The sequence below is a fragment of the Streptomyces sp. NPDC012888 genome (genome assembly GCF_042900645.1).
Classification (GTDB): Bacteria; Actinomycetota; Actinomycetes; order Streptomycetales; family Streptomycetaceae; genus Streptomyces.
This window is the reverse complement of the sequence record NZ_JBIBBM010000019.1, coordinates 1-24158: the sequence shown is the minus strand read 5'-3', so window position 1 is coordinate 24158 and position 24158 is coordinate 1. Positions and strand designations below refer to the sequence as shown.

The following is a 24158-nucleotide window of genomic DNA, read 5'->3' as shown; positions in this document are numbered from 1 at the left end:
GTACCGATCGGGACTCGACACCCCGGACAATCACCCCGGCAACTGGATGATCGGGAAACTTCCGGTGGTCGTCGGCGCGTGTTCGGGCAGCCACAGCACCGCCACCGCGCCCGCGGCCGCGCCCTCGCGCTCGATCCCGCCGGGCGCCGCCACGTTCCGGAACGTCAGCCGCGCGCCCAGCACCCGGGCCTGGCCCGCCGCGATGGTCAGCCCCAGCCCGTGGCCGACACCCGCCCGGTCCGAGGACCCGGTCCGGAACCGGCTCGGCCCCTCCCGCAGCAGCGCCTCGGGGAAGCCCGGCCCGTGGTCCCGTACGCGAACCACCCGGCCCTCGACGTCCACCTGGACCGGCGGCTTGCCGTACCGGGCCGCGTTCGCCAGCAGGTTGCCCAGGATCCGCTCCAGACGCCGAGGGTCGGTGCTCACGATCTCGTCCGCGACGATCCGCACCGTCGCCTCCGGCATCAGCGAGGTCACCCGCCGGCCCACGAACTCGCCCAGCGCCACGTCCTGCAGCTCGGCCCGCTCCGAAGCGCTGTCCAGCCGGGCCACCTCCAGCACGTCCTCCACCAGCCCCCGCATGGCCTGCGCCCGGTCCCGGACCAGCTCCGTGGGCCGGCCCGGGGGCAGCAGCTCTGCCGCGGTCAGCAGGCCCGTGACGGGGGTGCGCAGCTCGTGCGCGATGTCGGCGGTGACCCGCCGCTCGGCCTCCAGCCGCTCCTGGAGGGCGTCGGCCATCGCGTCCACCGCCCGCGCGAGGTCGTCGGTCTCGTCCCGTACGACCCCGCCGACCGCGTCGCGCACCCGTACGTCCCCGTCACCGTGGGCCATGCGATTGGCCGCGGCGGCGGCCTTGCGCAGCCTCCGCGAGATCTGCCCGCCGATGAGCACGCCGAGCGCCGAACCGCCGATGACCACCGCGAGGGAGCCGATGACCAGCGCCTGGTCCAGGTCGCGCATCATGTTGGCGCTCTCCCGGAACTGGCTGTGGATCGACAGCACCTGCCCGTTCCCTATCGGCACCGCGGCCCACACCTCCGGCAGCCCGTGCGGGTTCTCCTGCACGTACGTACCGCGCCGCCCGCCGCGCACCTTCTCCCGCAACTCCGGCGGCAGCTCGGGGTCGTTGACCTTGGCGCCCATCATCGCCTTGCGCCCGGTGTCGGCGTTGCGCGAGATGAACTGCACCCGGTCCAGCTGGACGTCCCGCTGACTGTCGAGCATCGACACCCGCGCGGCACTGTGCACCACCAGACTGAGCGCGATGGCGATCAGCGCGCCCACGGCGGCGATGGCGAAAGTGATCTTCCAGCGGATTCCCGTACGCAGGGTGAACCGCTTCATCCTTTGAGCTTGTATCCGAATCCGCGGACCGTCTCGATGCGGTCCTGGCCGATCTTGGTGCGGAGGCGCTGGACGTGGACGTCCACCACGCGGGTGTCGCCGCCCCAGTCGTAGTCCCAGACCCGCTCCAGCAGCCGGTCGCGGGAGAGGACCGTTCCGGGTGCGGAGGAGAACTCCAGGAGCAGCCGCATCTCCGTCGGGGTGAGCGCCACCGGGGCGCCGGACCTGCGGACCTCCATGCCCTCGGTGTCGACCTCCAGGTCGCCGAAGGACAGCACCCCGCGCTCGCCGGCCGGTTCGCCGGCGGGGCCGCCCGGGCCGGAGCCGCCCGCGTGGCCGAAGCGCCGCAGTACCGCGCGGATCCGGGCGACCAGTACCGAGCCGTCGAACGGCTTGGTGACGTAGTCGTCGGCGCCCGCCTCCAGGCCGAGGACGACGTCGATGGAGTCCGCGCGCGCCGACAGCATGATCACCGGAACGGTGGACTCGTCGCGGATGCGGCGGCACAGGCTGACGCCGTCCATGCCCGGCACCATGACGTCGAGCAGCGCGATGTCCGGCCGGTCGGCGCGGAAGGACTCCAGGCCCGACAGGCCGTCGGGCATGGCGGTGACCACGAAGCCGTCGCGTTCCAGGGCGAGGGTCGTGGCCTCGCGGATGACGTCGTCGTCCTCGACGAACAGGACATGGGTCTCGGCCATGCGAAAGCCTCGCCTCAGTTCTTCGTTGTCACGGCCGGGGCGGGCTGGCTGCCGCCGTCGACCACGTTGCTGTAATCCGTGTGCACCCGGTCGTGCTCGACGAACTTGTCACCCGACCAGCGGTAGGTGATCACGTCCTCGCCGGACGGGTAGGTGAGCGTGTCGCTCTTGGCGTACACCGGCTTGCTGACCACCAGGTCGCCGCGGTCGATCTCCGCGTAGACGGGCGGCTGTTCGTCGATGAACACGCTCTCGTACTTCCCGTCGTTCTCCCGGTACACGTACGAGCCCAGACCCATCGCGTCCGCGCAGGACAGGACGTTGACGACCACGTCGGCGACCGAGTTGCCCGTCACCTTGCCGTAGCTGACGTCGATGGGGAGGTCCTTGCCCGGGCCCGCGCAGGGCTTCAGGTCCCGCTTGATCGCGGCGCTGACCTTGGGGTCGGCCTTGAGCAGCGCCACCGGGTCCACGTTCGCCCGCTTCGCCGTCTCCGCGGTGCCCGCGGGCGACGGCGACGGCGCCGACTTGGCCACGGACTCGGTGCGGGCCGGCCCGCCGTCCTTCAGACCGGTGCCGCCCGAGGAGCACCCGGTCGCGAACAGCACTGCGCCGGCGAGGACCACGGTCCCCGCCGACGTCACCACCAGCGAACTGTTTCGGCAGTTCAGGCCTCTCAGGCCGCGCAACGCTCCCGCCCCTCGTCCCGTACGTGGTCTCCGCGCTCCAGGGCGCGCAGGTCCAGGTCGCGGCTTTCCAGCTCCTGCCGGAGCCGGGCCAGCGCCCGGTGCAGAGTGCTCTTCACGGTACCCGCCGACATCCCGAGCGCCGCGGCCGTCTCCTCGGTGCTCATCTGCTCCCAGTGTCGCAGCACGACCACACTGCGCTGCTTGGGTGCGAGGACCTTCAGGATGTCCATCAGCAGGGCCCGGTCGGCGCGCTGCTCGGTGCCGTCCTCGACGCTGGCGTCGGGCAGCTGCTCGGTGGGGACCTCCTCCAGCTTGCGGGCGCGCCACCACTCGGTACGGGTGTTGATCATGACGCGGCGGAGGTAGGCGTCGGCGAGGGTCTTGTCGGCGATGCCGTCCCAGCGGCCGTAGGTCCGCACCAGGGCGGTCTGCAGGAGGTCCTGCGCGTCGGTGGGGTCCGGGACCAGGCGCCGGGCACTGCGCAGCAGGGCGTCCTGCCGGGTGCGTACGTACTCCTCGAATTCGAGTACCTCGCCGTGCGCCATCTCAGACCGCCTCCGTTCCGTAACCGCCGAGCGTTCCCCGCTTGCGGATTCGAAGGTACGGAGGCGTTGTCACGAGGCTGTGCGGTCCAGACCTCGATGGGCGCACGGACACCCATAGGTTGTGTAACAGCGGCGGTGACCTGGGCGTTTCGCCGTGACAAACGGAATCCGCGCCTCAGCTCAGCGGCAGCCGGTACCTCCCGCCGTCCAGGGGCTCGACCAGCCCGTCGGAGACCAGGCCGTCCAGGGCGCGGGCCCGCTGCACCGGCTCGTCCCACACCGCGTCCAGCGCGGTCTGCGGGACCGGTCCGGGCGCGTCCCGCAGTACGGCGAGCAGCTTGCCGCGCACCTGCCGGTCGGTCCCGGCGTACGTCTGGCCCCGGCGCGGCGGCCCGTCGTGCGCGGGCTTGCCCGCCAGCCGCCAGGCACACTGCCCGGACACCGGGCAGCGGCCGCAGTCGGGGCTCTTCGCGGTGCACACCAGGGCGCCGAGCTCCATCGAGGCCGCGGCCCAGCGGGCGGCCGTGGCCTCGTCCTCGGGCAGCAGCTCCCGGGCGAGCCGCCGCTCGGCGGCGGTGGTGGCGTTCGGCGGGTACTCCACCCCGGAGGCGGCGCGGGCCAGGACCCGGCGCACGTTGGTGTCCAGTACGGCGTGCCGCTGCCCGTACGCGAAGGAGGCCACGGCGGCCGCGGTGTACTCGCCGATGCCCGGCAGGGCCAGCAGCTGGGCGTGGTCGCGCGGCACGTCCCCGCCGTGGCGCTCCGTTATGGCCACGGCCGCTCCGTGCAGCCGCAGGGCGCGGCGCGGGTAGCCGAGCCGGCCCCAGGCGCGGACGGCCTCACCGGGCGCCTCGGCGGCCAGGTCGGCCGGCCGGGGCCAGCGGGCCAGCCACTGCTCGTAGACCGGCAGCACGCGGTTGACCGGGGTCTGCTGGAGCATGAACTCGCTGACCATGACGCCCCACGGGCCGGCCTCGGGGCGGCGCCAGGGCAGGTCGCGGGCGTGCTGGTCGAACCAGGCGAGGACGGGCGGGTGCAGCGCGTGCGGCGCGTGCGGCACGGCGGAAGTGGTAGCAGTCATGGCCCTTGCATCCTGGCACGGATCAGTGCCTGCGCGCGGGGCCCGGACCGGTGAACCAGACGGCCGCGGTGGTGCCGCTGCCCCGCACGGTGATGATCAGCCGACCGGCCGGACCGGCGAGGGCGAGCATCAGCAGGCCGGCCACCGAACCGCCGAGCAGCAGGCCCGTGGCGACGTCGTGCGGGTAGTGGACGCCGACGAAGACCCGGGAGAAGGCCATCAGTACGGCCATGGGCAGGGTGAGCAGGGCCATGCCGCGGCCGGCGGCCACGGCGAGGGCGACGGCGGCGGCGCCGGCGATGGCGGAGTGGTTGCTGGGGAAGGACCAGTCCCCGTACTCGGGGCAGTCGACGAGGGGGAGGACCGCGCCGGCCACCGCCCGGCAGGGACGTTCCTGTTCGATGGCGGACTTGGTCAGCTCCGACACCACGTAGGCGAGTGCGGTGACCAGCGGGGCGAGCACGGCCAGGGCGGCGGCGCGGGGGGCCGCGGTCCGGCCCTTCCACCACACGGAGACGAAGAGCACCCCGAACAGCAACAGCCCCAGTTCGGTCCACACCTCGGCGGTGGTCTGCAGCCACCCGGGCGTGGTCCGGGCGAAGTCGGTGATGTCGCGGTAGAGCTCGGAGCTGTTCATGGTCACTGACGGTACTCAAAGCGGATCAACCTATTCGTCACACGGGTGGCCGATTCCGTTCGGCTCCCGCCCGGATTCCGCCCGGCCCGCCTCCGCCGCCGGGATGATCATCGGCAAAACTCCCGCGTCGCCCGGCATGGGGAGCACTGAACACCTCCCCGACTCTCGTAAAGTTCGGTGCGTGGGATCTCTGCGCAATCCGGTCGGGCCGCTTCCCTCCTCCATCTACTGGCGACGGAGGGCCGTTCTCGCGTCCGTCGTGGCGCTCCTCGCGCTGCTCGCCGTATGGACCGTCAGTTCCGGTGGCGGCACGGTGAACGACAACGGCAAGGGGCAGGACGGCCCCGACCCCGTGGCCTCGATCACCCCCGGGGCACCCGGCAAGGGGCCGGCGATCAGTCAGGCCCCGGGCGGGCGCGACGAGTCGGGCGGCGGCTCCGGCAAGAACGGTGAGCCGGGCGGCGGTTCGGGCACGGCCAGCGGCGGCTCCGCGGGCTCCGCCGGAGCGGGCACCGGCTCGGGTGCGGACGCCGGCACGGGGGCGGCCCCCGGCGGCGGTCCGGGCGGCGGCACGGCCGCCGGCCAGGTGCCGGTCGACTCCCCGCTGCCCACCTGTGCGCCCAGCGCCCTCCAGTGGGAGGTCAAGAGCGCGAAGAACGAGTACGAGGCGAACGAGAAGCCCCGGCTGGAACTCGTCGCCCGCAACGTCTCCGGCACCACCTGCAAGGCCGACCTCGGCCCGAAGCAGGCCGTCCTGACGATCCTTCAGGCTTCCAGCGGCAAGGCCGTGTGGTCCTCCGACCACTGCCCGGCCGGCGCGGGGAACGCCTTCTTCCGGGTCCCCGCGGGCGGCCAGACCAGCCAGGCCCTGGACTGGGACCGCCGGTTCAGCGCCGGCGGCCAGTGCCAGGACCCGCCGGCCGGCGCCGCGGCGCCCGACACGTACGTGGTCGAGGTGAAGGCCCCGGGCATGCCGGTGGCCCGTACGTCCTTCGTCCTCAAGCAGGACTAGACGTAGCGCTCCAGGATGGAGGACTCGGCCAGGCGGGACAGGCCCTCGCGGACGCTGCGGGCGCGGGCCTCGCCCACGCCGTCGACCGTCTGCAGGTCGTCCACGCTCGCGGCCAGCAGCTTCTGCAGCCCGCCGAAGTGCTCCACCAGCCGCTCGATGATCGCGCCGGGCAGCCGCGGCACCTTGGCCAGCAGCCGGTAGCCGCGCGGCGAGACCGCGGAGTCCAGCGTCTCCGGGGACCCGGTGTAACCCAGGGCGCGGGCCACGATCGGCAGCTCCAGCAGCTCGGCGTGGGTGAGCGAGTCCAGCTCGGCCAGCGCCTCCTCCACGGTGCGGGAACGCTTCGCCGTCGGCTCGGGCACGTAGTCCCGGATGACCAGCTCGCGCTCCGCCTCAATGCCGACGGTGAGCTCGTCCAGCTGGAGCGAGAGCAACCGGCCGTCGGTGCCGAGCTCGACCACGTACTCGGCGATCTCCGTGGCGATCCGGCGGACCATCTCCAGCCGCTGTGCGACCGCGGTCACGTCGCGGACCGTCACCAGGTCCTCGATCTCCAGCGCCGACAGCGTGCCCGCCACCTCGTCCAGCCGCAGCTTGTACCGCTCCAGCGTGGCCAGCGCCTGGTTCGCGCGGGACAGGATGGCCCCGGACTCCTCCAGGACCCGCCGCTCCCCGTCCACGTACAGGGCGATCAGCCGCATCGACTGGGAGACGGACACCACGGGGAAGCCGCACTGCTTGGACACGCGGTCGGCGGTGCGGTGCCGGGTCCCGGTCTCGTCGGTGGGGATCGACGCGTCGGGCACCAGCTGCACGCCGGCCCGGAGGATCTTGGTGATGTCCTTGTCCAGGACGACCGCGCCGTCGAGCTTGCACAGCTCGCGCAGGCGGGTCGCGGTGAACTCGACGTCCAGCACGAAACCGCCGGTGCACATCGCCTCGACGGCCTTGTCCATGCCGAGGACGATCAAGCCGCCGGTGTTGCCGCGGACGATCCGCTCCAAGCCGTCGCGCAGTGGCTGACCAGGGGCGACGGCGGTCAGCGACGCACGCATCAGCGCATCGTGCTTGGAGCTCGCGCCGGACTTCCCGGGTGCTGCTGCCCCGTCCTTGGCTGCCACTGCACTCCTCCGGTCGCGGGTTGCGCCGCCGTGTCCCGCGGGCGTGGGGAGCGGGCGGACCAGCACAAAGTCTACCGGCGCGGCCTGCGCCCCCGCCGGAGCTTTCCGCCACGCCCACGGATCCCCCCTCCCCGGGTCCGCTTTCCCCCGCCCCGACCGCCCACCCGCCCGGGGCCGGTCTCCCCCGCCCGAGCGGCGTTCGAGCGGGTCGGGGCGGAGCCGCGGCGAGCGTCTGGGCGTGGCCGCGCGTCAAGCCCGAGCGGCGTTTGAGCGGGCCTGGCGGGGCTCCCGCCGGGCACGCGGGGCGCTGCCCCGCACCCCGCGCCTCAATCGCCGGCGAGGCTGGATTCGCCGGGCGGGGCCGGTCGGCGCGGGCCACGCCCGCCCAGCGCGGGCCGCACGACACCGGCGCCGGCCTTCCCAGCCCGAGCGGCGCTTGAGCGGGCCCGGCCGGGGCTCCGGCCGGCCAGGCCCGCGGCACGGCCGGCCAGGCCCGGGGCACGGCCGGGGCTCCGGACAGGGCGCGCGCCGGGTCGGGGGCGTCAGGACGGGGTGGACGGGGCGCGGCGGCCGCGGGGGAGGACTCGGAGCGCGTCGCCCATGTCCGCGACCTCCAGGACCTTCATGCCCGGCGGCACCTTCCCCGGGTCCGAGGGGACCAGCGCGTGCGTGAAGCCCAGCCGGTGCGCCTCCGCCAGCCGCCGCTGGACGCCCGTCACCCGCCGGACCTCGCCCGCCAGCCCGACCTCGCCGATGGCGACCAGGTTCTTCGGCAGCGGGGTGTCCGACGCCGCCGAGGCCAGCGCCAGCGCGATCGCCAGGTCGGCCGCCGGCTCCGAGAGCTTCACCCCGCCGACCGTCGCCGAGTAGATGTCCCGCTTGCCCAGCGCGGTGATGCGGCCGCGCTGTTCCAGCACGGCCAGCATCATCGAAACGCGGGAGGTCTCCAGCCCCGACGTGGTCCGCCGCGGCGAAGGGATCTGGGAGTCCACCGTCAGCGCCTGCACCTCCGCGACCAGCGGGCGCCGGCCCTCCAGCGTCACCGTCAGGCAGGTGCCCGGCACCGGCTCCGCCCGCCGGGTCAGGAACAGCCCGGACGGGTCCGCCAGCCCGATGATGCCCTCGTCGTGCAGCTCGAAGCAGCCGACCTCGTCGGTCGCCCCGTACCGGTTCTTCACCCCGCGGACCAGCCGCAGCCGGGCGTGCCGGTCGCCCTCGAAGTGCAGCACCACGTCCACCAGGTGCTCCAGCAGCCGCGGGCCCGCGATCGCGCCGTCCTTCGTCACGTGGCCCACGAGCAGCGTGGACATGCCGCGTTCCTTCGAGGCCCGGATCAGCGCCCCGGCGACCTCCCGGACCTGCGCCATGCCGCCCGGCGCGCCGTCGATCTCGGGGGAGGCCACGGTCTGCACGGAGTCCAGGACCAGCAGCGAGGGCTTCACCGCGTCCAGGTGCCCGAGCACCGCCGACAGGTCGGTCTCCGCGGCCAGGTAGAGGTGGTCGCTCAGCGCGTTGATCCGGTCGGCCCGCAGCCGGACCTGGCTCGCGGACTCCTCGCCCGTCACGTACAGCGTGCGGTGCTCGTCGGAGGCCGCCTTCGCCGCCACGTCCAGCAGCAGCGTGGACTTGCCCACGCCCGGCTCGCCCGCCAGCAGGACCACCGCGCCCGGTACCAGCCCGCCGCCGAGCACCCGGTCCAGCTCGTCGACGCCGGTGGACCGGGCCGTCGCCTGGCGGCCGTCGACCTGGCCGATCGGCAGGGCCGCCGTGGACACCCGGCCGGCGGCCGTGGTGCGGACGGCGGGCGCCCCGTACTCCTCGACCGTCCCCCAGGCCTGGCACTCGGGGCAGCGGCCGAGCCACTTGGCGGTGGTCCAGCCGCATTCGGTGCAGCGGTAGGACGGCCGGTCCTTGGCGGATGAGCGGGATGTACGGGCAGCCATGCGCCCCACGGTATAGGCCGGCGCCGACAGGGCCGCCGGCCCCGGCGCCGCGCGGACCGCCGGGGACGGGACTGGAGTGACGGGTGGGACGAAGCCGTCAGGACAGCTGTCCTGTTTTGTGCGATCTGGTCACCCGTAAGGGTTAAAACTGCTCAAGGCTTCCGGGCGGTCACCGGCGTGCCGCCTACGGTCACCGGGTGAGCAGCAGCAGCCAGGCAGACGCCGTCCAGCGCACCGGCGCACAACGGGCGCACGGGCGCACGCTCCGCGACGCGGAGCCACCGCCGCGGTCCCCGTACGAGCCCTACCTCGACGGCCTGTTCACGTACTGCCTGTCGGTGCTCTGCGACCACGACTCCGCCGTCGAGGTCCTCGGTGAGGCGCTGGCCGCGGCCGACCGCCACCCCGGGCGCTGTCCCGGCGAAGGCGACCGCCGGGCCTGGCTGTACGCCCTCGCCCGCTGGGCCTGCCTGCGGAGACTCTCCGAACAGCGCCGCGACCGGCCCTCCGGCCAGGGGGCGCACACCGCCCGGCGTACGCCGGAGCACACGGGGCGCACCCAGCCGGCGGACGCGGCGTCCCCGCCCGGAACCGGCCCGGACGACGACCCGACCGAACCCGGCGGACCCGACGGTCCCGGCGGACCGGACGGTCCCGCCGGGGCGAAGCTGCGCCGGAGCGAACTGGCCCGCCTCGCCTGGCCCGAGGCCGCCGGTACCACGCCCGAACAGCGGGAGGCACTGGAACTCGCCGTCCGCCACCGCCTCTCCGTCCCCGACCTCGCCGCCGTCCTCGGCACCCCCGCCCCCGCCGCCCGCGAGCTCCTGTCCGCCGCGGCCTGCGAGGTCGAACGCACCCGGGCCGCCCTCGCCGTCGTCGACACCGGCTGCTGCCCGTCCGTGGCCCGGCTCGCCGGCGACGGCCACGTGCTGCTCTCCACCGCCCTGCGCGCCGAACTGGTCCGGCACGTGGACGACTGCCCGCGCTGCCGCCGGGTCGCCGAGCGCGTCGGCGCGGGCGGCCCCTGGCCCGGCTCCGGCGGCACCGGAACCGCCGCCCTCCCGCTGGTCCCGGCACCGCGCACGGCCGTCCGCGTGGCCGCGCTCGGAGCCGGACGCGGCCGCTCCACGGCCCCCCGCTTCGACCGGACCGGCTTCCCGATGGACCCCAAGGACCGCGCGGCCCGCCGGGACCGGCTCCGCGCCCGCGCCGTCACCACCACGGTGGTCGCCACCGTCGTCGCCGCGCCGGTACTGGCGCTGTGGGCGGCGTACCGGGGCGCACCCGACACCGCCGAACCCGCGGCCGGCGCGGGCAGCACCCGGATCTCCGCCAGCGAGGCCGAGATCCCGGCGGACGCCGACGGCAGCCCGTACCCCTTCGCCAACGCGGGCAACGCCTCCCGCACCACCGCCGGCCCACGCCCCCCGGCGGGCCTCCCGGCGCACCCGGACTCGGACGTCTCGGTCGAGGTGATCAGCACCGGCGTCCCCACCACCCCGCCGGACCCGGCCGCACCGGGCCGCATCGAGGTCGACGCGGTCTCCCGGGCCGGCACGACCTACCTGCGCCTCACCGCGGCCGGCGGCGGCCCCGTCGACTGGCAGCTGTGGACGGACGCGCCCTGGCTGCGGGCCGACCGCACCGCCGGCACGCTGGCCCCCGGAGAATCGGTCACCCTGAGGGTCACCGTCGACCAGGCCTCCCAGCCCGAGGGCCCCTGGTCGGCGCGGATCGGCATCACCCCCGGCACCGCCACGGTCGCCGTCCACGGCCGCGGCCGCCCGGCCCCGACCCCGACGCAGCCGCAGAGCCCGGCACCGACGGGGCCCGCCACACCGACCCCGGCACCCACACCCACACCCACGCCGACGCCGACCCCGACGCAGTCATCGGACCCGACGCCCACGCCGACCCCCACGCCCACGCCGACGCCCACCGGGTCACCGGACCCCGGCCCCTCTGAAGGAACGGTTTCCCCAGAACCGGCCCCCTCCGCGGGCTGAGCCCTCGGTTCAGGAGGCCGGACCGCCGTCACCCGGCCGGGGCGGCACCGGATCGGCCGGGTGCGGTGCCATGGGCAGCAGCGAGGCCAGCCGCGCCTCGCACAGCTCCACCAGCACGTCGTAGCCGGCCTTGCCCATCAACTCGGTCAGCTCCGCCCGGTACGTCTTGTAGACCGGCTCGCCGGCCCCGTGCGCCGACGTGGCCGAGGTGCACCACCAGTGCAGGTCGTGCCCGCCCGGTCCCCAGCCGCGCCGGTCGTACTCCCCGATCGACACCTGCAGCACGCGCGTGTCGTCGGGCCGGTCGATCCAGTCGTAGGTACGCCGGATCGGCAGCTGCCAGCACACGTCCGGCTTGGTCTCCAGCGGCTCCCGCCCCTCACGCAGGGCCAGGATGTGCAGCGAGCAGCCGGCCCCGGCCGGGAAACCGGGCCGGTTGAGGAAGATGCAGGCCCCGTCCCAGCGCCGGGTCTGCTTGTCGCCGTCCTCGTCCAGCTGCGTCCAGCCGCTCTCGCTGCCGACGTCGTGGAACTGCCACAGCTCGGGCGTCAGCCGCGCCACGTGCTGGGCCACCCGCTGCTCGTCGTCCTCGTCCGAGAAGTGGGCGCCCAGCGTGCAGCAGCCGTCGGAGGCCCGGCCCGCCTGGATGCCCTGGCAGCCGCTGCCGAAGATGCAGGTCCAGCGCGAGGTCAGCCAGGTCAGGTCGCAGCGGAAGACCTGCTCGTCGTCGGCCGGGTCGGGGAACTCCACCCAGGCCCGGGGGAAGTCCAGGCCCTTCTCGTCGGCCTCGACGGCGGCGTCGGCGCGGACGCCGGCGCCGTCCCGGCCGAGGGCCTTCGTGGACTTGCTCTTCGTCTTGGCCTTCTTCGTATTTGGCACAAACCCAAGCCTAAGCGCCCCTTACGTCACCCATACACGTTCGTGCCAGTAGCGTTTCGCGTATGAGACTCGGTGTCCTTGACGTGGGTTCGAACACGATCCATCTGCTGGTGGTGGACGCGCACCCCGGCGCGCGGCCGCTGCCCGCGCACTCGCACAAGGCGGAACTGCGCCTGGCGCAGCTCCTCGACGACGGCGGAGCGGTGAGCGAGGAGGGCGTCGAGCACCTGGTCTCGGTGATCGCCGGCGCGGCCCAGGCCGCGGAGGACAAGGGCTGCGAGGAGGTCCTGCCCTTCGCCACCTCCGCGGTGCGCGAGGCCACCAACGCCGACGAGGTCCTCTCCCGGGTCAAGCGGGAGACCGGCGTCGACCTGCAGGTCCTCAGCGGCGAGGACGAGGCCCGGCTCACCTTCCTCGCGGTCCGCCGCTGGTTCGGCTGGTCGGCGGGCAGGCTGCTGGTCCTCGACATCGGCGGCGGCTCGCTGGAGATCGCGTACGGCATCGACGAGGACCCCGACGCGGCCGTGTCCCTCCCGCTGGGCGCGGGCCGGCTGACGGCCGGCTGGCTGCCGGGGGACCCGCCGGACCCGGCGGACGTCAAGGCCCTGCGCAGGCACGTGCGGGCGCAGATCGCCCGCACGGTCGGCGAGATAAGCCGGCTCGGCGCGCCGGACCACGTGGTCGGCACCTCCAAGACGTTCAAGCAGCTGGCCCGCATCGCGGGTGCGGCCGGTTCGGCGGCCGGCCCGTACGCCCAGCGCGACCTGAGCCGCAAGGCCCTGGAGGAGTGGGTACCGCGGCTGTCGGCCATGACGGTCGGCCAGCGGGCGACCCTGCCCGGGGTCTCGGAGGGGCGCGCGGCGCAGCTGCTGGCCGGGGCGCTGGTCGCGGAGGGCGCGATGGACCTCCTCGGCGTCGACGAGCTGGAGATCTGTCCGTGGGCGCTCCGTGAAGGCGTGATCCTCCGCCGCCTGGACCACCTCCCCACCTGACGGCCGGCCACCGCGAGGCCGGCGGCCGGAGGGCCGGGGTCCGGCCCGGGCGGGCTCCGGCGGGGCGGGGCCCCGTACCCTGTCCCCGTGGCAGAACCAGTCCGCATCCCCGACGCGAAGGTCGCGCTGTCCACCGCCTCGGTCTATCCCGAGTCCACGGCGACGGCCTTCGAGATCGCCGCGCGCCTCGGCTACGACGGCGTCGAGGTGATGGTCTGGACGGACCCGGTCAGCCAGGACGTCGAGGCCCTCAGGCGGCTCTCCGACTACCACCGCGTACCGATCCTGGCGATCCACGCCCCCTGCCTGCTGATCACCCAGCGCGTCTGGTCCACCGACCCCTGGGTCAAGCTCCAGCGCGCCCGGTCGGCCGCCGAGCGGCTGGGCGCCACGACCGTCGTGGTGCACCCGCCGTTCCGCTGGCAGCGCCAGTACAGCCGTGACTTCGTCACCGGCATCCACCGCATGGCCGACGAGACCGACGTCCGGTTCGCCGTGGAGAACATGTACCCCTGGCGGTACCGGGACCGCGAGATGCTCGCCTACGCCCCCGAGTGGGACGTCACCAAGGACGACTACCGCCACTTCACCGTGGACCTCTCGCACACCGCGACCGCCCGTACCGACGCGACCGCCATGGTGGACCGGATGGGCGACCGCCTGGCCCACGTCCACCTCGCCGACGGCAACGGCTCCGCCAAGGACGAGCACCTGGTGCCCGGCCGCGGTACGCAGCCCTGCGCCGAGCTGCTGGAACGTCTCGCCCGGCGCGGGTTCGACGGCCACGTGGTCATCGAGGTCAACACCCGCCGGGCCATGTCCTCGGCCGAGCGGGAGGCCGACCTCGCGGAGGCCCTGGCCTTCACCCGCCTCCACCTCGCCAGCGCCGGCACCGGCAGCGGCTCCGCGTACCGGGTCCGCCCGTGAACGCCACGGCCCCGGAGCCGCCGCAGGACCCCGGCACCCCCGGCACCCCGGCCACCTCCGAACCCGCGCCCCCGGCCGGCCGGCCCACCGACGGCCCCGCCCCCGTCCCCGCCGCAGCCACCCCGGAACCATCTGCCGCCCCGGAACCCCCCGCCGCGCCCCGGCGCCGCCGGGGCCCCGGCCGCCCGCCCCGCGACGAGGCCGAGGACGGCCCCAGCACCCAGGAGCGCATCCGCCTCGCCGCCCGCACCGAGTTCGCGGCCCGCGGCTACGACAAGACCTCCGTCCGCGGCGTCGCCAAGACCGCCGGCGTGGACCCGGCCCTGGTCCACCACTACTTCGGCACCAAGGACGACCTCTTCGCGGCCGCCATCGAGATGAGCATGGAGCCGGCCCTGGTCGTCCCCGCCGTCCTCGGCGAGGGCCCCGACGGCATCGGCGAGCGCCTGGCGCGCTACTTCCTCTCCGTCTGGGAGAACCCGGTCACCCGCGCCCCGCTGCTCGCCGTGATCCGGTCCGCCCTCACCCACGAGGCCGCCGCCGCGGTGCTCCGCCGGCTCGTGCTGCGCCGGGTCCTGGGGCGCGTCGCGGCCGACCTCGACGTACCCGACCCCACCTTCCGCGCCGAGCTCGCCGCCTCCCACATGGTCGGCATCGCGATCCTCAGGTACGTCGTACGGGTGGAACCCCTGGCCTCCGCCGACCCGGAGGACATCGTGGAAATGGTCGCGCCGACCCTCCAGCGCTACCTGACCGGCGCCTGACCACGAAATGACCCGCCCGTCCCGGCATCCGGACGGCCTGTCCGTATCCCGGTAGGCAGGCGTAGCCTCGTACTGAGCCTTATCCGTAACTCCTGGGGAGCTGAACCCGATGCCCGAGCTGAGGTCCCGCACCGTCACCCACGGCCGCAACATGGCGGGCGCCCGCGCCCTTATGCGCGCCTCGGGCGTAGCGAGCGAGGACATCGGCAAGCCCATCATCGCGGTGGCCAACTCCTTCACCGAGTTCGTGCCCGGCCACACCCACCTCGCCCCGGTCGGCCGCATCGTCTCCGACGCCATCCGGGCCGCCGGCGCCGTCCCCCGCGAGTTCAACACGATCGCGGTCGACGACGGCATCGCCATGGGCCACGCCGGCATGCTCTACTCCCTGCCCTCCCGCGACCTCATCGCGGACAGCGTCGAGTACATGGTCGAGGCGCACTGCGCCGACGCCCTGATCTGCATCTCCAACTGCGACAAGATCACCCCCGGCATGCTGATGGCCGCCATGCGCCTGAACATCCCGGTGGTCTTCGTCTCCGGCGGCCCCATGGAGGCCGGCCAGGCCACCCTCGTCGACGGCACCGTCCGCAAGCTCGACCTGATCGACGCCATGGTCGACGCCTCCAACGAGAACGTCTCCGACGAGGACGTCCTCCGCATCGAGGAGAACGCCTGCCCGACCTGCGGCTCGTGTTCCGGCATGTTCACCGCCAACTCGATGAACTGCCTCGCCGAGGCCATCGGCCTGGCCCTCCCCGGCAACGGCTCGGTCCTCGCCACCCACACCGCCCGCCGCGCCCTCTACGAGGAGGCCGGCCGCACCGTCGTCGAGATCACCAAGCGGTACTACGAGCAGGACGACGCCTCCGTCCTGCCCCGCAACATCGCCACCCGCGAGGCCTTCGAGAACGCCATGGCCCTCGACATCGCCATGGGCGGCTCGACCAACACGATCCTCCACCTGCTGGCCGCGGCCCAGGAGGCCGGCCTCGACTACGACCTCAAGGACATCGACGAGGTCTCGCGCCGCGTGCCCTGCCTGGCCAAGGTCGCGCCGAACGTCGCGCCGGGCGGCACGTACTACATGGAGGACGTGCACCGGGCCGGCGGGATCCCCGCCATCCTCGGCGAGCTGCACCGCGGCGGCCTGCTGAACAAGAACGTCAACACCGTCCACTCGGCCAACCTCGACGACTGGCTGGCGAAGTGGGACGCCCGCTCCGGCACCGCCACCCCCGAGGCCATGGAGCTGTGGCACGCCGCCCCCGGCTGCAAGCGCTCCGCCACCGCCTTCTCGCAGTCCGAGCGCTGGGAGTCCCTGGACCTGGACGCCGAGAACGGCTGCATCCGCTCCGTCACCCACGCCTACAGCAAGGACGGCGGCCTCGCGGTCCTCAAGGGCAACATCGCGGTCGACGGCTGCGTGGTGAAGACCGCCGGCGTGGACGAGTCGATCTGGACCTTCGAGGGCCCGGCCGTGGTCTGCGAGTCCCAGGACGAGGCCGTCGAGAAGATCCTCACCAAGCAGGTCACGCACGGCGACGTCGTCGTCATCCGCTACGAGGGCCCGCGCGGCGGCCCCGGCATGCAGGAGATGCTCTACCCGACCTCGTTCCTCAAGGGCCGGGGCCTGGGCAAGACCTGCGCGCTGATCACCGACGGCCGGTTCTCCGGCGGCACCTCGGGCCTGTCCATCGGCCACGCCTCCCCGGAGGCGGCCTCGGGCGGCGTCATCGCCCTGGTCGAGGACGGCGACCGCATCCGGATCGACATCCCCAACCGCTCCATCGAGCTCCTCGTCGACGAGGCCACCCTGGCGGCCCGCCGCGAGGCCCTGGGCGGCGTCTACGCCCCGAAGGACCGCGAGCGCAAGGTCTCCGCCGCGCTCCGCGCCTACGCGGCGATGGCCACCAGCGCCGACAAGGGCGCCGTCCGCGACGTCTCCAAGCTCGGCTGACGGCCCGGCCGGCCCGGCCCGCAGCAGTACGGCCGGCAGTACGGCCGGCCGGCACCCCGGCACCCCACGGACCCCGCCGCGGCACACACGCCCGGCGGGGTCCCGCCGTCGGGGGCGCGGGCCGCCGTCGTCACCACCCGGCCGGGTCGGCCGCGTCCACCGCGAAGACCGACCCGTCCGGGGCCCCCGCGAACACCCGGCCGTCCGCCACCACGGGTGCGGGACGGGATCCCTGGTAGGCCGCCCCGTCGGCACTCGGCCTCGGCTCCGTCTGGCCCGCCGGCCGCCCGGTCGCGGCGTCCACCGCCAGCAGACGCCCGTCCACGGCGGTCAGGTACACGAAGCCGCTCCCCGCCACCGGCCGGGACGCGACCGACAGACCCGTCTCCAGCCGCCACCTCTCCCGCCGCCCGTCGACGGCAGCCAGGGCCCCCGAGGTCCCGAACACGTACACCACGCCGTCGGCCCCCACCGCCGCCTGCGCCTGCACCAGCGGGGTCGTCAGCGGGACGCTCCGCGGCTCGCGCGACCGCAGGTCGATCCGCAGCACCGACCTGGCCGCCTGCCGGGCGTCCTCCACCAGCAGGTGCAGCGCCCCCTGCGCCACGCCGACCGGCCCCGCCAGCCCCGGGACGCGCGACTGCCACAGCACGGCCCCCGTCGCCGTAGCCACCGCCGCCACCCGCGTCGACGCCCCGTCGGAGCCGGGCGTCACGGAGAACACGGCGCCGCCGCCCTCCGCACCCGCGGACCACATCGAGCCGAGCCCGCCCAGCCGCTTCGACCAGCGCACCGCCCCGCCGGCCGCGTCGAGCGCCGTCACCCCGCCGTCCGCCGCCGCCACCAGCACCAGCGCCCCGGCCGGCACCAGCTGCGCACCCGGCGGCAGCTCCCTGTGCCACCGCTCGGCACCGGTCGCCGGTTCCAGCGCCCGCAGCACCCCGCCGCCGGCGGCGTCCGCGACGACGAGCACCAGCCCGCCGGCGTGCAGCGGAGCCGAACCGTGGCTGCCGGGCGCCGCCCGCCCCGCGGCCGCGCCCCAGGCCTTCGCCCCGTCGGCGGGCGCCAGCCGGGCGGCGAGCAGCCCCGGAGCGGAGCAGTACAGCGCGCCGTCCCCCCACGAGCAGGCCGGCGGCCGGCTCGCCGCGCCCGGCCCGGCCGGCCGGGCCACCCAGGGGGCGAACGCCTCCGCGGCCGGCTTCGCGTGCCCGCCCGCCAGGGACGTACCCGGCTGCGGATCCGGCCGGAAGTGCAGGTAGCCACCGACGCCCGTACCCGCGAGGACCAGCGCCGCGCCCAGCACGAGTGCCGTCCGCCGGCGGCCCCGCCGACGAGCCCCCGGCCCGCCCGGCCCGCCACCACCCGGCACCCGCCGGTGCGTCACCTCCTCCGCGACGGACGCCACGGACGCCACGGACGCGACTGACACCACGGACGCAGCCGCCCCCATGGGCGCCACCACCGGCGCCACGTCGGTCACCGGCCGCCGCGGCTCCGGTATGAACGCCCGCGTCTCCTCCGACGTCGCGTAAGCGGCCTCCCGCAGCGCCACGATCAGCTCGTCCGCCGACGGCCGCTCCGCCGGCTCCTTGGCCAGGCACCGCGCGATGACCGGCGCCAGCCGCACCGGCACCCCGGTCAGGTCCGGCTCGCTGTGCACCACCTGGTACGCCACGATGTACGGGCTGTCGGAGTCGAACGGCCCCCGCCCGGTGGCCGCGTGCACCAGCACCGCCCCCATCGCGAACACGTCCGCGGCCGGCCCGACCTCCCTCGGGCGCTGGAACTGCTCGGGCGCCATGAACGGCGGCGTCCCGATCAGCTTCCCCGTCTCGGTCCGCAGATCGCTGTCGTACGGCCGGGAGATCCCGAAGTCGATCACCTTCGGCCCGTCGCCCGCCATCAGCACGTTGCTCGGCTTGAGGTCCCGGTGCACCACCCCGGCCCGATGGATGTCCCGCAGAGCCTCGGCCAGCCCGGCCCCCAGCCGCGCGACCTCCGGCCCGTCCAGGACCCGCTCCCGTACCCGCTCGGCCAGCGTCGGGGCGTCGATGAACAGGGTGGCCATCCACGGCCGCTCCGCGTCCGCGTCGGCGTCGACCACCGGCGCGGTGAACGCTCCGCTCACCCGCCGAGCGGCCGCGATCTCCTGCCGGAACCGCGCCCGGAACTCCGGATCGACCGCGTGCTCGGCGTGCACCACCTTCACCGCCAGCTTCAGGCCGGAGCCGGAACTGGCCAGGTGCACGACTCCCATGCCGCCGGACCCGAGCACGGATCCGAGCCGGTACTGCCCGGCGTACTCGGGAAATCCGGCCTGCTCCGCGCGTACCGAACGCATGGCCCACCACCCCCGCCGGAGCCTAGTCGATACCCCGTGCGATCCGGCCGGAGCCTGTTACCCTGCGCGAGTTGCCGGGCGGACCGCCGGGCGGGGGAGGAAGACATGACGGTCGAGAACGAGCCGGGCGGGGCCGCGACCCTCGCCGCCGAGTCGGGCTACCAGTCGTACCCGGTCGCGCCGGGCTACCGCGTCAACGTCCGCAGCGGCCCGGGCACCGGCTATTCCTTGGTGAAGGTCCTCCCCTACAACGCGTGGGTCACCATCAACTGCCAGACCACCGGCACCACCGTCTCCGGCCCCTACGGCACCACCGCCATCTGGGACTGCATCGGCAACGGCCAGTTCGTCTCCGACGCGTACGTCAAGACCGGCAGCGACGGCTACGTGGCCTCCCGCTGCGCCTGACGGCGCCAGGACGTCCGCCACCCGGACGCCCCGGGCCCCGCCCGCCCCGCCGGGAGATAATCGCCGCTGTGAGCGAAGAGCAGCAGCGACCCCAGTCCGAGCACGAGACCGGCGCCGACAAGGAGCACACCCCCGGGCCCCGGCCCGAGCCGATCCGCTACTTCGGCACCACCTGGGTGGACCACGACGGCGGCTACGCCCTGCGCCGCGCCGGCATGGCCGCACTGACGCTCTGCCTGGCCGTGCTCGGCGCCTACCTCCTCCGCTTCGCGTACGAAGGCCTGGAGATCGGCAACGTCGGCACCTTCCTCTCCGCCTCCGTCGTCGTCCTCTTCGCCATCTCCAGCGCCATCGCCTTCTGGAAGACCTGGGAGTCCTTCTCCCGCCGCCGGCCGCCGTCCTCCGACGAGGCCTCCCTCAAGGGCCTGATGATGATCGGCTTCATCGGCTCGCTCATCGCCTACTTCCTCCGCTGCTTCAGCGAGGCCCCCGGCGAGGCACTGCGCCGCGCCGAGTACGAGAAGGCCTCCGCCGATTACGCCCGCCGCCGCAGCGCCCGCACCGGCAACCCGGCCGCCCGCCGCGCCAAGCGCAAGAAGTAGCCCCAGACCGCCCGGGCCGACCCGCACAGCACCCGCACCCGTTGACGCCCCGGCACCGCCAGGCGCATTATTCATCACATGATGAATAATCGGGACGGCACCGCCGTCCACGCCCGCGCCCTCACCGTCCGCCGCGGCACCTCACGCCACACCCTCCGCACCGTCCTCGACGCCCTCGACTTCGAGGTCCCCCGCGGCCGCATCACCGGACTCCTCGGTCCCTCCGGCTGCGGCAAGTCCACCCTCATGCGCGCCGTCGTCGGCACCCAGGCCAACGTCACCGGCACCCTCGACGTCCTCGGACTCCCCGCCGGCGCCCCCGCCCTCCGCTCCCGCATCGGCTACGTCACCCAGGCCCCCTCCGTCTACGACGACCTCACCGTCCGGCAGAACCTCGACTACTTCGCCGCCGTCCTCCACCCCGGCCGCGCCGCCACCACCCACCGCCGCGCCGCCGTCGAACGCGCCATCGCCGACGTCGCCCTCACCAGCCACGCGGACGCCCTCGCCGGCAACCTCTCCGGCGGCCAGCGCAGCCGGGTCTCCCTCGCCGTCGCCCTCCTCGGCACTCCCGAACTGCTCGTCCTCGACGAACCCACCGTCGGCCTCGACCCCGTCCTCCGCCGCGACCTCTGGAACCTCTTCCACACCCTCACCCGGACCCGCGGCACCACCCTCCTCGTCTCCTCCCACGTCATGGACGAAGCCGAGCGCTGCCACGACCTGCTCCTCATGCGCGAGGGCCGCCTCCTCGCCCGCGGCACCCCCGACGACCTCCGGACCCGCACCGGCACCCACACCGTCGAAGAAGCCTTCCTCCGCCTCGTCGACCAGGCCACCGAAGCGGCAGCAGCCACCGAAGCGACCGGGACGAACGCCCCCACCCCCAGGGAGCCCCAGCGATGACCGCCACCACCACCCGCGCGATCCACCCCGCCCGGACCACCGCCACCGCAGCCCGCGTCCTGCGCCAGCTCCGCCACGACCCCCGCTCCATCGCCCTGATGCTGCTGGTCCCCGTCCTGATGCTGACCCTCCTGCGCTACGTCTTCGACGGCGACCCGCGCGTCTTCGACAACATCGGCGCCAGCCTCCTCGGCATCTTCCCGCTCATCACGATGTTCCTCATCACCTCCATCGCCACCCTCCGCGAACGCACCTCCGGCACCCTCGAACGCCTCCTCGCCATGCCCCTCGGCAAAGGCGACCTCATCGCCGGCTACGCCCTCGCCTTCGGCGCGCTCGCCGTCGTCCAGTCCCTCCTCGCCACCGGCACCGCCCTCTGGGTCCTCGGCCTCGACGTCATCGGCTCCCCCTGGCTGCTCCTCCTCGTCGCCCTCCTCGACGCCCTCCTCGGAACCGCCCTCGGCCTCTTCGTCTCCGCCTTCGCGGCCTCCGAGTTCCAGGCCGTCCAGTTCATGCCGGCCGTGATCTTCCCCCAGCTGCTCCTCTGCGGCCTCTTCGCCGCCCGCGACACCATGCAGCCCGCCCTGGAGGCCGTCTCCGACGTCCTCCCCATGTCCTACGCCGTCGACGGCATGACCCAGGTCCTCACCCACACCGACATGACCGCCGACTTCGTCCGCGACGTCCTCATCGTCGCCGGCTGCGCACTCCTCGTCCTCGCCCTCGGCGCCGCCACCCTCCGCCGCCGCACCCCCTGACCACCCACCGGACACCCCCTCGCCGGGCCCACCCCGGGTGCAAGGATGAAGCGACACGTACCAGTCGCTCGGCGAGGTGAGCCCGCATGACCCAGACAGTCGCAGTCCTCGGTACCGGCAAGATCGGCGAGGCCCTGCTCAGCGGCATGATCCGCGGCGGTTGGCCCGCCTCCAAGCTCCTGGTCACCGCCCGCCGCTCCGACCGCGCCGAGGAACTCCGCACCCGCTACGGAGTCGAAGCCGTCACCAACGCCGAAGCCGCCAAGCGCGCCGACACCCTCATCCTCACCGTCAAGCCGCAGGACATGGGCAAGCTCCTGGAGGAACTCGCCCCCCACGTCCCCGCCGACCGCCTCGTCATCAGCGGCGCCGCCGGCATCCCCACCTCCTTCTTCGAGGAGCGGCTCGCCCCCGGCACCCCCGTCGTCCGCGTCATGACGAACACCCCCGCCCTCGTCGACGAGGCCATGTCCGTCATCTCCGCCGGCAGCCACGCCACCGCCGCCGACCTCGCCCACACCGAGGAGATCTTCGGCGGCGTCGGGAAGACCCTCCGCGTCCCCGAATCCCAGCAGGACGCCGCCACCGCCCTCTCCGGCTCCGGCCCCGCGTACTTCTACTACCTCGTCGAGGCCATGACCGACGCCGGCATCCTCCTCGGCCTGCCCCGGGCCCAGGCCCACGACCTCATCGTCCAGGCAGCCGTCGGCGCCGCCGTCATGCTCCGTGACAGCGGCGAACACCCCGTCAAGCTCCGCGAAGCCGTCACCTCCCCCGCCGGGACCACCATCAACGCCATCGTCGAGCTGGAGAAGCACGGCGTACGGGCCGCCCTCATCGCCGCCCTCGAAGCCGCCCGCGACCGCAGCCGCGAACTCGCCGGCGGCAACAGCTGACCCGACGCGCGAAGGGCCCCGCCCGCGCGGGGCCCCCGCCACCCCCTCCTCAGGGCACCAGCAACCCGATCGCCCCGTACGCCCGGTCCACCACCGGCCGGGCCAGGCCCCGGGCCCGCTCCGCCCCCGCCCGCAGCACCCGCTCCACCTCCGCGGGATCCGCCGCCAGCTCCGCGTGCCGCTCCCGCACCGGCCGCAGCACCTCCACCACCGCCTCGGCCACGTCCCGCTTCAGCGCCCCGTACCCCTCGTAGCCGGCGGCGAGCCGCTCCGGATCCCCACCGGTGCACGCCGCCAGGACGTCGAGCAGGTTCGCCACCCCCGGCCGGGAGGCCCGGTCGTACACCACCCCGCCCTCGTTGTCGGTGACCGCCCGCATCACCTTCCGCCGCACGGCCTCCGGCTCGTCCAGCAGATAGACGACGCCCGGACCGCTGTCGTCCGACTTCCCCATCTTCGAAGCGGGGTCCTGCAGGTTCATCACCCGCGCCGCCACCGCCGGGTACACGGCCCGCGGCACGGTGAACGTGCGCCCGTACCGCTGGTTGAACCGCACCGCCAGATCCCGCGCCAGCTCGACGTGCGCCCGCTGGTCGTCCCCCACCGGCACCTCGTCCGTCTCGTACGCGAGGATGTCCGCCGCCATCAGCACCGGGTACGTCAGCAGCGACAGCCGGACCTGCTCCCCGGACGTCTGAGCCTTGGCCGCCTTCTCCCGGTACTGCACCATCCGCCGCAGCTCCCCGTCGGAGGCCGTGCACTCCAGCAGGTACGCCAGCCGGGTGTGCTCGTCCACGTGGCTCTGCACGAAGAGAGTGCACCGCTCCGGGTCCAGCCCCGCGGCCAGCAGCAGCGTCGCCGCCTGCCGGCTCAGCCGCCGCACCCGCGCCGGATCGTGCTCCACGGTCAGCGCGTGCAGGTCGACGACGCAGAACAGCCCGTCGTCGGGCGCCGCGACCCACTGCCGCACCGCCCCGAGATAGTTGCCCAGCGTCAGATGCCCGGTCGGCTTGATCCCGCTGAAGACCCTTGCCATGTCCGTCCACTCCCTGTCGTCGTCGGTGGCTGCCGTGACTCGGCGACCGACTGCCCAGGGGCAGGAACACGAACGGCCGCCGAGGCGGCGGCCGTGGAGCGCATGCGTGCTCGTGTCGAAGGTCGGCCGCCGTCAGGCGGCCCACCAGCGAAGGCTGAGCGCGAGCGCATGCGTAGTCATGGGCACCAGCGTAGGGGGACGACCGTGAGCACGGCATCAGCTTTGCCGACGACGTCGACGCCGGCCCGGCCGACGCGGCCCGGGCAGGGAGTTGACACAGACGTGCGCGATCCGTAAGGTTCTTCGAGTTGTCCGAAGTGAGCGCCGACTGCGGTCGGTCCCCGGACAGCCATTCCGCAACACTCATTCGAACGAACGGCGCACTCTGCCGTCTTGTTTTCATGCGTATTTGCGAATGAGGAATCCGTGTCCGAACGACACAGCCGCCGATTAGGTCGGGGGCAAGGAATCCGCTAAGGTCTCAACTCGTCGGAAGGGCCCAACAGCCCGGAAGGCAAAACCCGCTGACTGGGAGTCAGGCCCGAAAGGATCTGATAGAGTCGGAACCGCCGGAAAGGGAAACGCGAGAGCGAAGACCTGGAAAGCACCG

General features: G+C 74.1%; 22 protein-coding genes. 11 read left to right on the top strand and 11 right to left on the bottom strand.

From position 1 onward, the window contains the following. Positions 1-30 precede the first annotated feature (30 nt). The 6 genes from cseC to ACFY61_RS27905 all read right to left on the bottom strand — a co-directional run bounded on the left by cseC (position 31) and on the right by ACFY61_RS27905 (position 4997). Positions 31-1344, bottom strand: a complete 1314-nt coding sequence (gene cseC, locus ACFY61_RS27930) for a two-component system sensor histidine kinase CseC (protein ID WP_389476364.1) — start codon at positions 1342-1344, stop codon at positions 31-33. Further along, positions 1341-2045, bottom strand: a complete 705-nt coding sequence (gene cseB / locus ACFY61_RS27925) for a two-component system response regulator CseB (RefSeq protein ID WP_389476362.1) — start codon at positions 2043-2045, stop codon at positions 1341-1343. The genes cseC and cseB overlap by 4 nt, the downstream gene beginning before the upstream one ends. A gap of 14 nt (positions 2046-2059) precedes the next feature. Further along, entirely contained in the window at positions 2060-2695 is a 636-nt protein-coding gene (locus ACFY61_RS27920) for a hypothetical protein (RefSeq protein WP_389476670.1), read from the bottom strand. Between the two features lie 26 nt (positions 2696-2721). Next, positions 2722-3279, bottom strand: a complete 558-nt coding sequence (locus ACFY61_RS27915; RefSeq protein ID WP_389476360.1) for a SigE family RNA polymerase sigma factor — start codon at positions 3277-3279, stop codon at positions 2722-2724. Between the two features lie 175 nt (positions 3280-3454). Continuing rightward, complete coding sequence (locus tag ACFY61_RS27910; RefSeq protein ID WP_389476358.1) at positions 3455-4360, bottom strand: A/G-specific adenine glycosylase; 906 nt, start codon at positions 4358-4360, stop codon at positions 3455-3457. A gap of 22 nt (positions 4361-4382) precedes the next feature. Next, positions 4383-4997 carry a phosphatase PAP2 family protein gene (locus tag ACFY61_RS27905; RefSeq protein WP_389476356.1) on the bottom strand — a complete coding sequence of 205 codons (615 nt, stop codon included), beginning with the start codon at positions 4995-4997 and terminating at the stop codon, positions 4383-4385. Positions 4998-5178: 181 nt separating this feature from the next. On the opposite strand from ACFY61_RS27905, the gene ACFY61_RS27900 reads away from it, so the two are divergent. After that, on the top strand, positions 5179-6009 hold the full coding sequence (locus ACFY61_RS27900; RefSeq protein WP_389476354.1) for a hypothetical protein: 831 nt from the start codon (positions 5179-5181) through the stop codon (positions 6007-6009). On the opposite strand, the gene disA is transcribed toward ACFY61_RS27900, so the two are convergent. Then, positions 6006-7130: a DNA integrity scanning diadenylate cyclase DisA gene (disA, locus tag ACFY61_RS27895; RefSeq protein WP_389476352.1), complete on the bottom strand. Its 1125-nt coding sequence runs from the start codon at positions 7128-7130 to the stop codon at positions 6006-6008. The genes ACFY61_RS27900 and disA overlap by 4 nt on opposite strands. 542 nt (positions 7131-7672) lie before the next feature. Further along, positions 7673-9073, bottom strand: a complete 1401-nt coding sequence (gene radA, locus ACFY61_RS27890; protein WP_389476350.1) for a DNA repair protein RadA — start codon at positions 9071-9073, stop codon at positions 7673-7675. Positions 9074-9270: 197 nt separating this feature from the next. Here radA and ACFY61_RS27885 point away from each other — a divergent pair, with 197 nt between their 5' ends. Beyond that, on the top strand, positions 9271-11079 hold the full coding sequence (locus tag ACFY61_RS27885; protein WP_389476348.1) for a hypothetical protein: 1809 nt from the start codon (positions 9271-9273) through the stop codon (positions 11077-11079). A 9-nt stretch (positions 11080-11088) separates the two neighbouring features. Here ACFY61_RS27885 and ACFY61_RS27880 read toward each other — a convergent pair whose 3' ends face one another. After that, positions 11089-11958, bottom strand: a complete 870-nt coding sequence (locus ACFY61_RS27880; protein WP_389476346.1) for a hypothetical protein — start codon at positions 11956-11958, stop codon at positions 11089-11091. Between the two features lie 62 nt (positions 11959-12020). Between ACFY61_RS27880 and ACFY61_RS27875 the strand changes: the two genes are divergently transcribed. The 4 genes from ACFY61_RS27875 (at position 12021) to ilvD (ending at position 16601) form a co-directional block, all read left to right on the top strand. Continuing rightward, on the top strand, positions 12021-12950 hold the full coding sequence (locus ACFY61_RS27875) for a Ppx/GppA family phosphatase (protein ID WP_389476344.1): 930 nt from the start codon (positions 12021-12023) through the stop codon (positions 12948-12950). A gap of 87 nt (positions 12951-13037) precedes the next feature. Beyond that, a complete protein-coding gene (locus ACFY61_RS27870; RefSeq protein WP_389476342.1) occupies positions 13038-13877 on the top strand; it encodes a sugar phosphate isomerase/epimerase family protein in 840 nt (279 codons plus the stop codon). Beyond that, on the top strand, positions 13874-14641 hold the full coding sequence (locus ACFY61_RS27865) for a TetR family transcriptional regulator (RefSeq protein WP_389476340.1): 768 nt from the start codon (positions 13874-13876) through the stop codon (positions 14639-14641). Before ACFY61_RS27870 ends, ACFY61_RS27865 begins: the two co-directional genes overlap by 4 nt. A 109-nt stretch (positions 14642-14750) precedes the next feature. After that, positions 14751-16601: a dihydroxy-acid dehydratase gene (gene ilvD / locus ACFY61_RS27860; RefSeq protein ID WP_389476338.1), complete on the top strand. Its 1851-nt coding sequence runs from the start codon at positions 14751-14753 to the stop codon at positions 16599-16601. Between the two features lie 130 nt (positions 16602-16731). On the opposite strand, the gene ACFY61_RS27855 is transcribed toward ilvD, so the two are convergent. Then, entirely contained in the window at positions 16732-18942 is a 2211-nt protein-coding gene (locus tag ACFY61_RS27855; RefSeq protein ID WP_389476336.1) for a PQQ-binding-like beta-propeller repeat protein, read from the bottom strand. Positions 18943-19047: 105 nt separating this feature from the next. On the opposite strand from ACFY61_RS27855, the gene ACFY61_RS27850 reads away from it, so the two are divergent. From ACFY61_RS27850 to proC, 5 genes are all read left to right on the top strand, one after another. Next, the gene (locus ACFY61_RS27850) at positions 19048-19350 is read left to right on the top strand and encodes a peptidase (protein ID WP_389476334.1); all 303 of its coding nucleotides are present in this window, start codon (positions 19048-19050) and stop codon (positions 19348-19350) included. 68 nt (positions 19351-19418) lie between these two features. Next, positions 19419-19952, top strand: coding sequence for a hypothetical protein (locus ACFY61_RS27845; RefSeq protein ID WP_389476332.1), 534 nt, complete (start codon positions 19419-19421; stop codon positions 19950-19952). A 78-nt stretch (positions 19953-20030) separates the two neighbouring features. Next, positions 20031-20858: an ABC transporter ATP-binding protein gene (locus tag ACFY61_RS27840; RefSeq protein ID WP_389476330.1), complete on the top strand. Its 828-nt coding sequence runs from the start codon at positions 20031-20033 to the stop codon at positions 20856-20858. Then, positions 20855-21616 (top strand): ABC transporter permease, encoded by a 762-nt coding sequence (locus tag ACFY61_RS27835; protein WP_389476328.1) that lies wholly within the window; start codon positions 20855-20857, stop codon positions 21614-21616. The genes ACFY61_RS27840 and ACFY61_RS27835 overlap by 4 nt, the downstream gene beginning before the upstream one ends. Before the next feature lie 86 nt (positions 21617-21702). Further along, the gene (gene proC, locus ACFY61_RS27830) at positions 21703-22512 is read left to right on the top strand and encodes a pyrroline-5-carboxylate reductase (protein WP_389476326.1); all 810 of its coding nucleotides are present in this window, start codon (positions 21703-21705) and stop codon (positions 22510-22512) included. Between the two features lie 49 nt (positions 22513-22561). Here proC and trpS read toward each other — a convergent pair whose 3' ends face one another. Beyond that, a complete protein-coding gene (trpS, locus tag ACFY61_RS27825) occupies positions 22562-23548 on the bottom strand; it encodes a tryptophan--tRNA ligase (protein ID WP_389476324.1) in 987 nt (328 codons plus the stop codon). Positions 23549-24158: the final 610 nt, after the last annotated feature.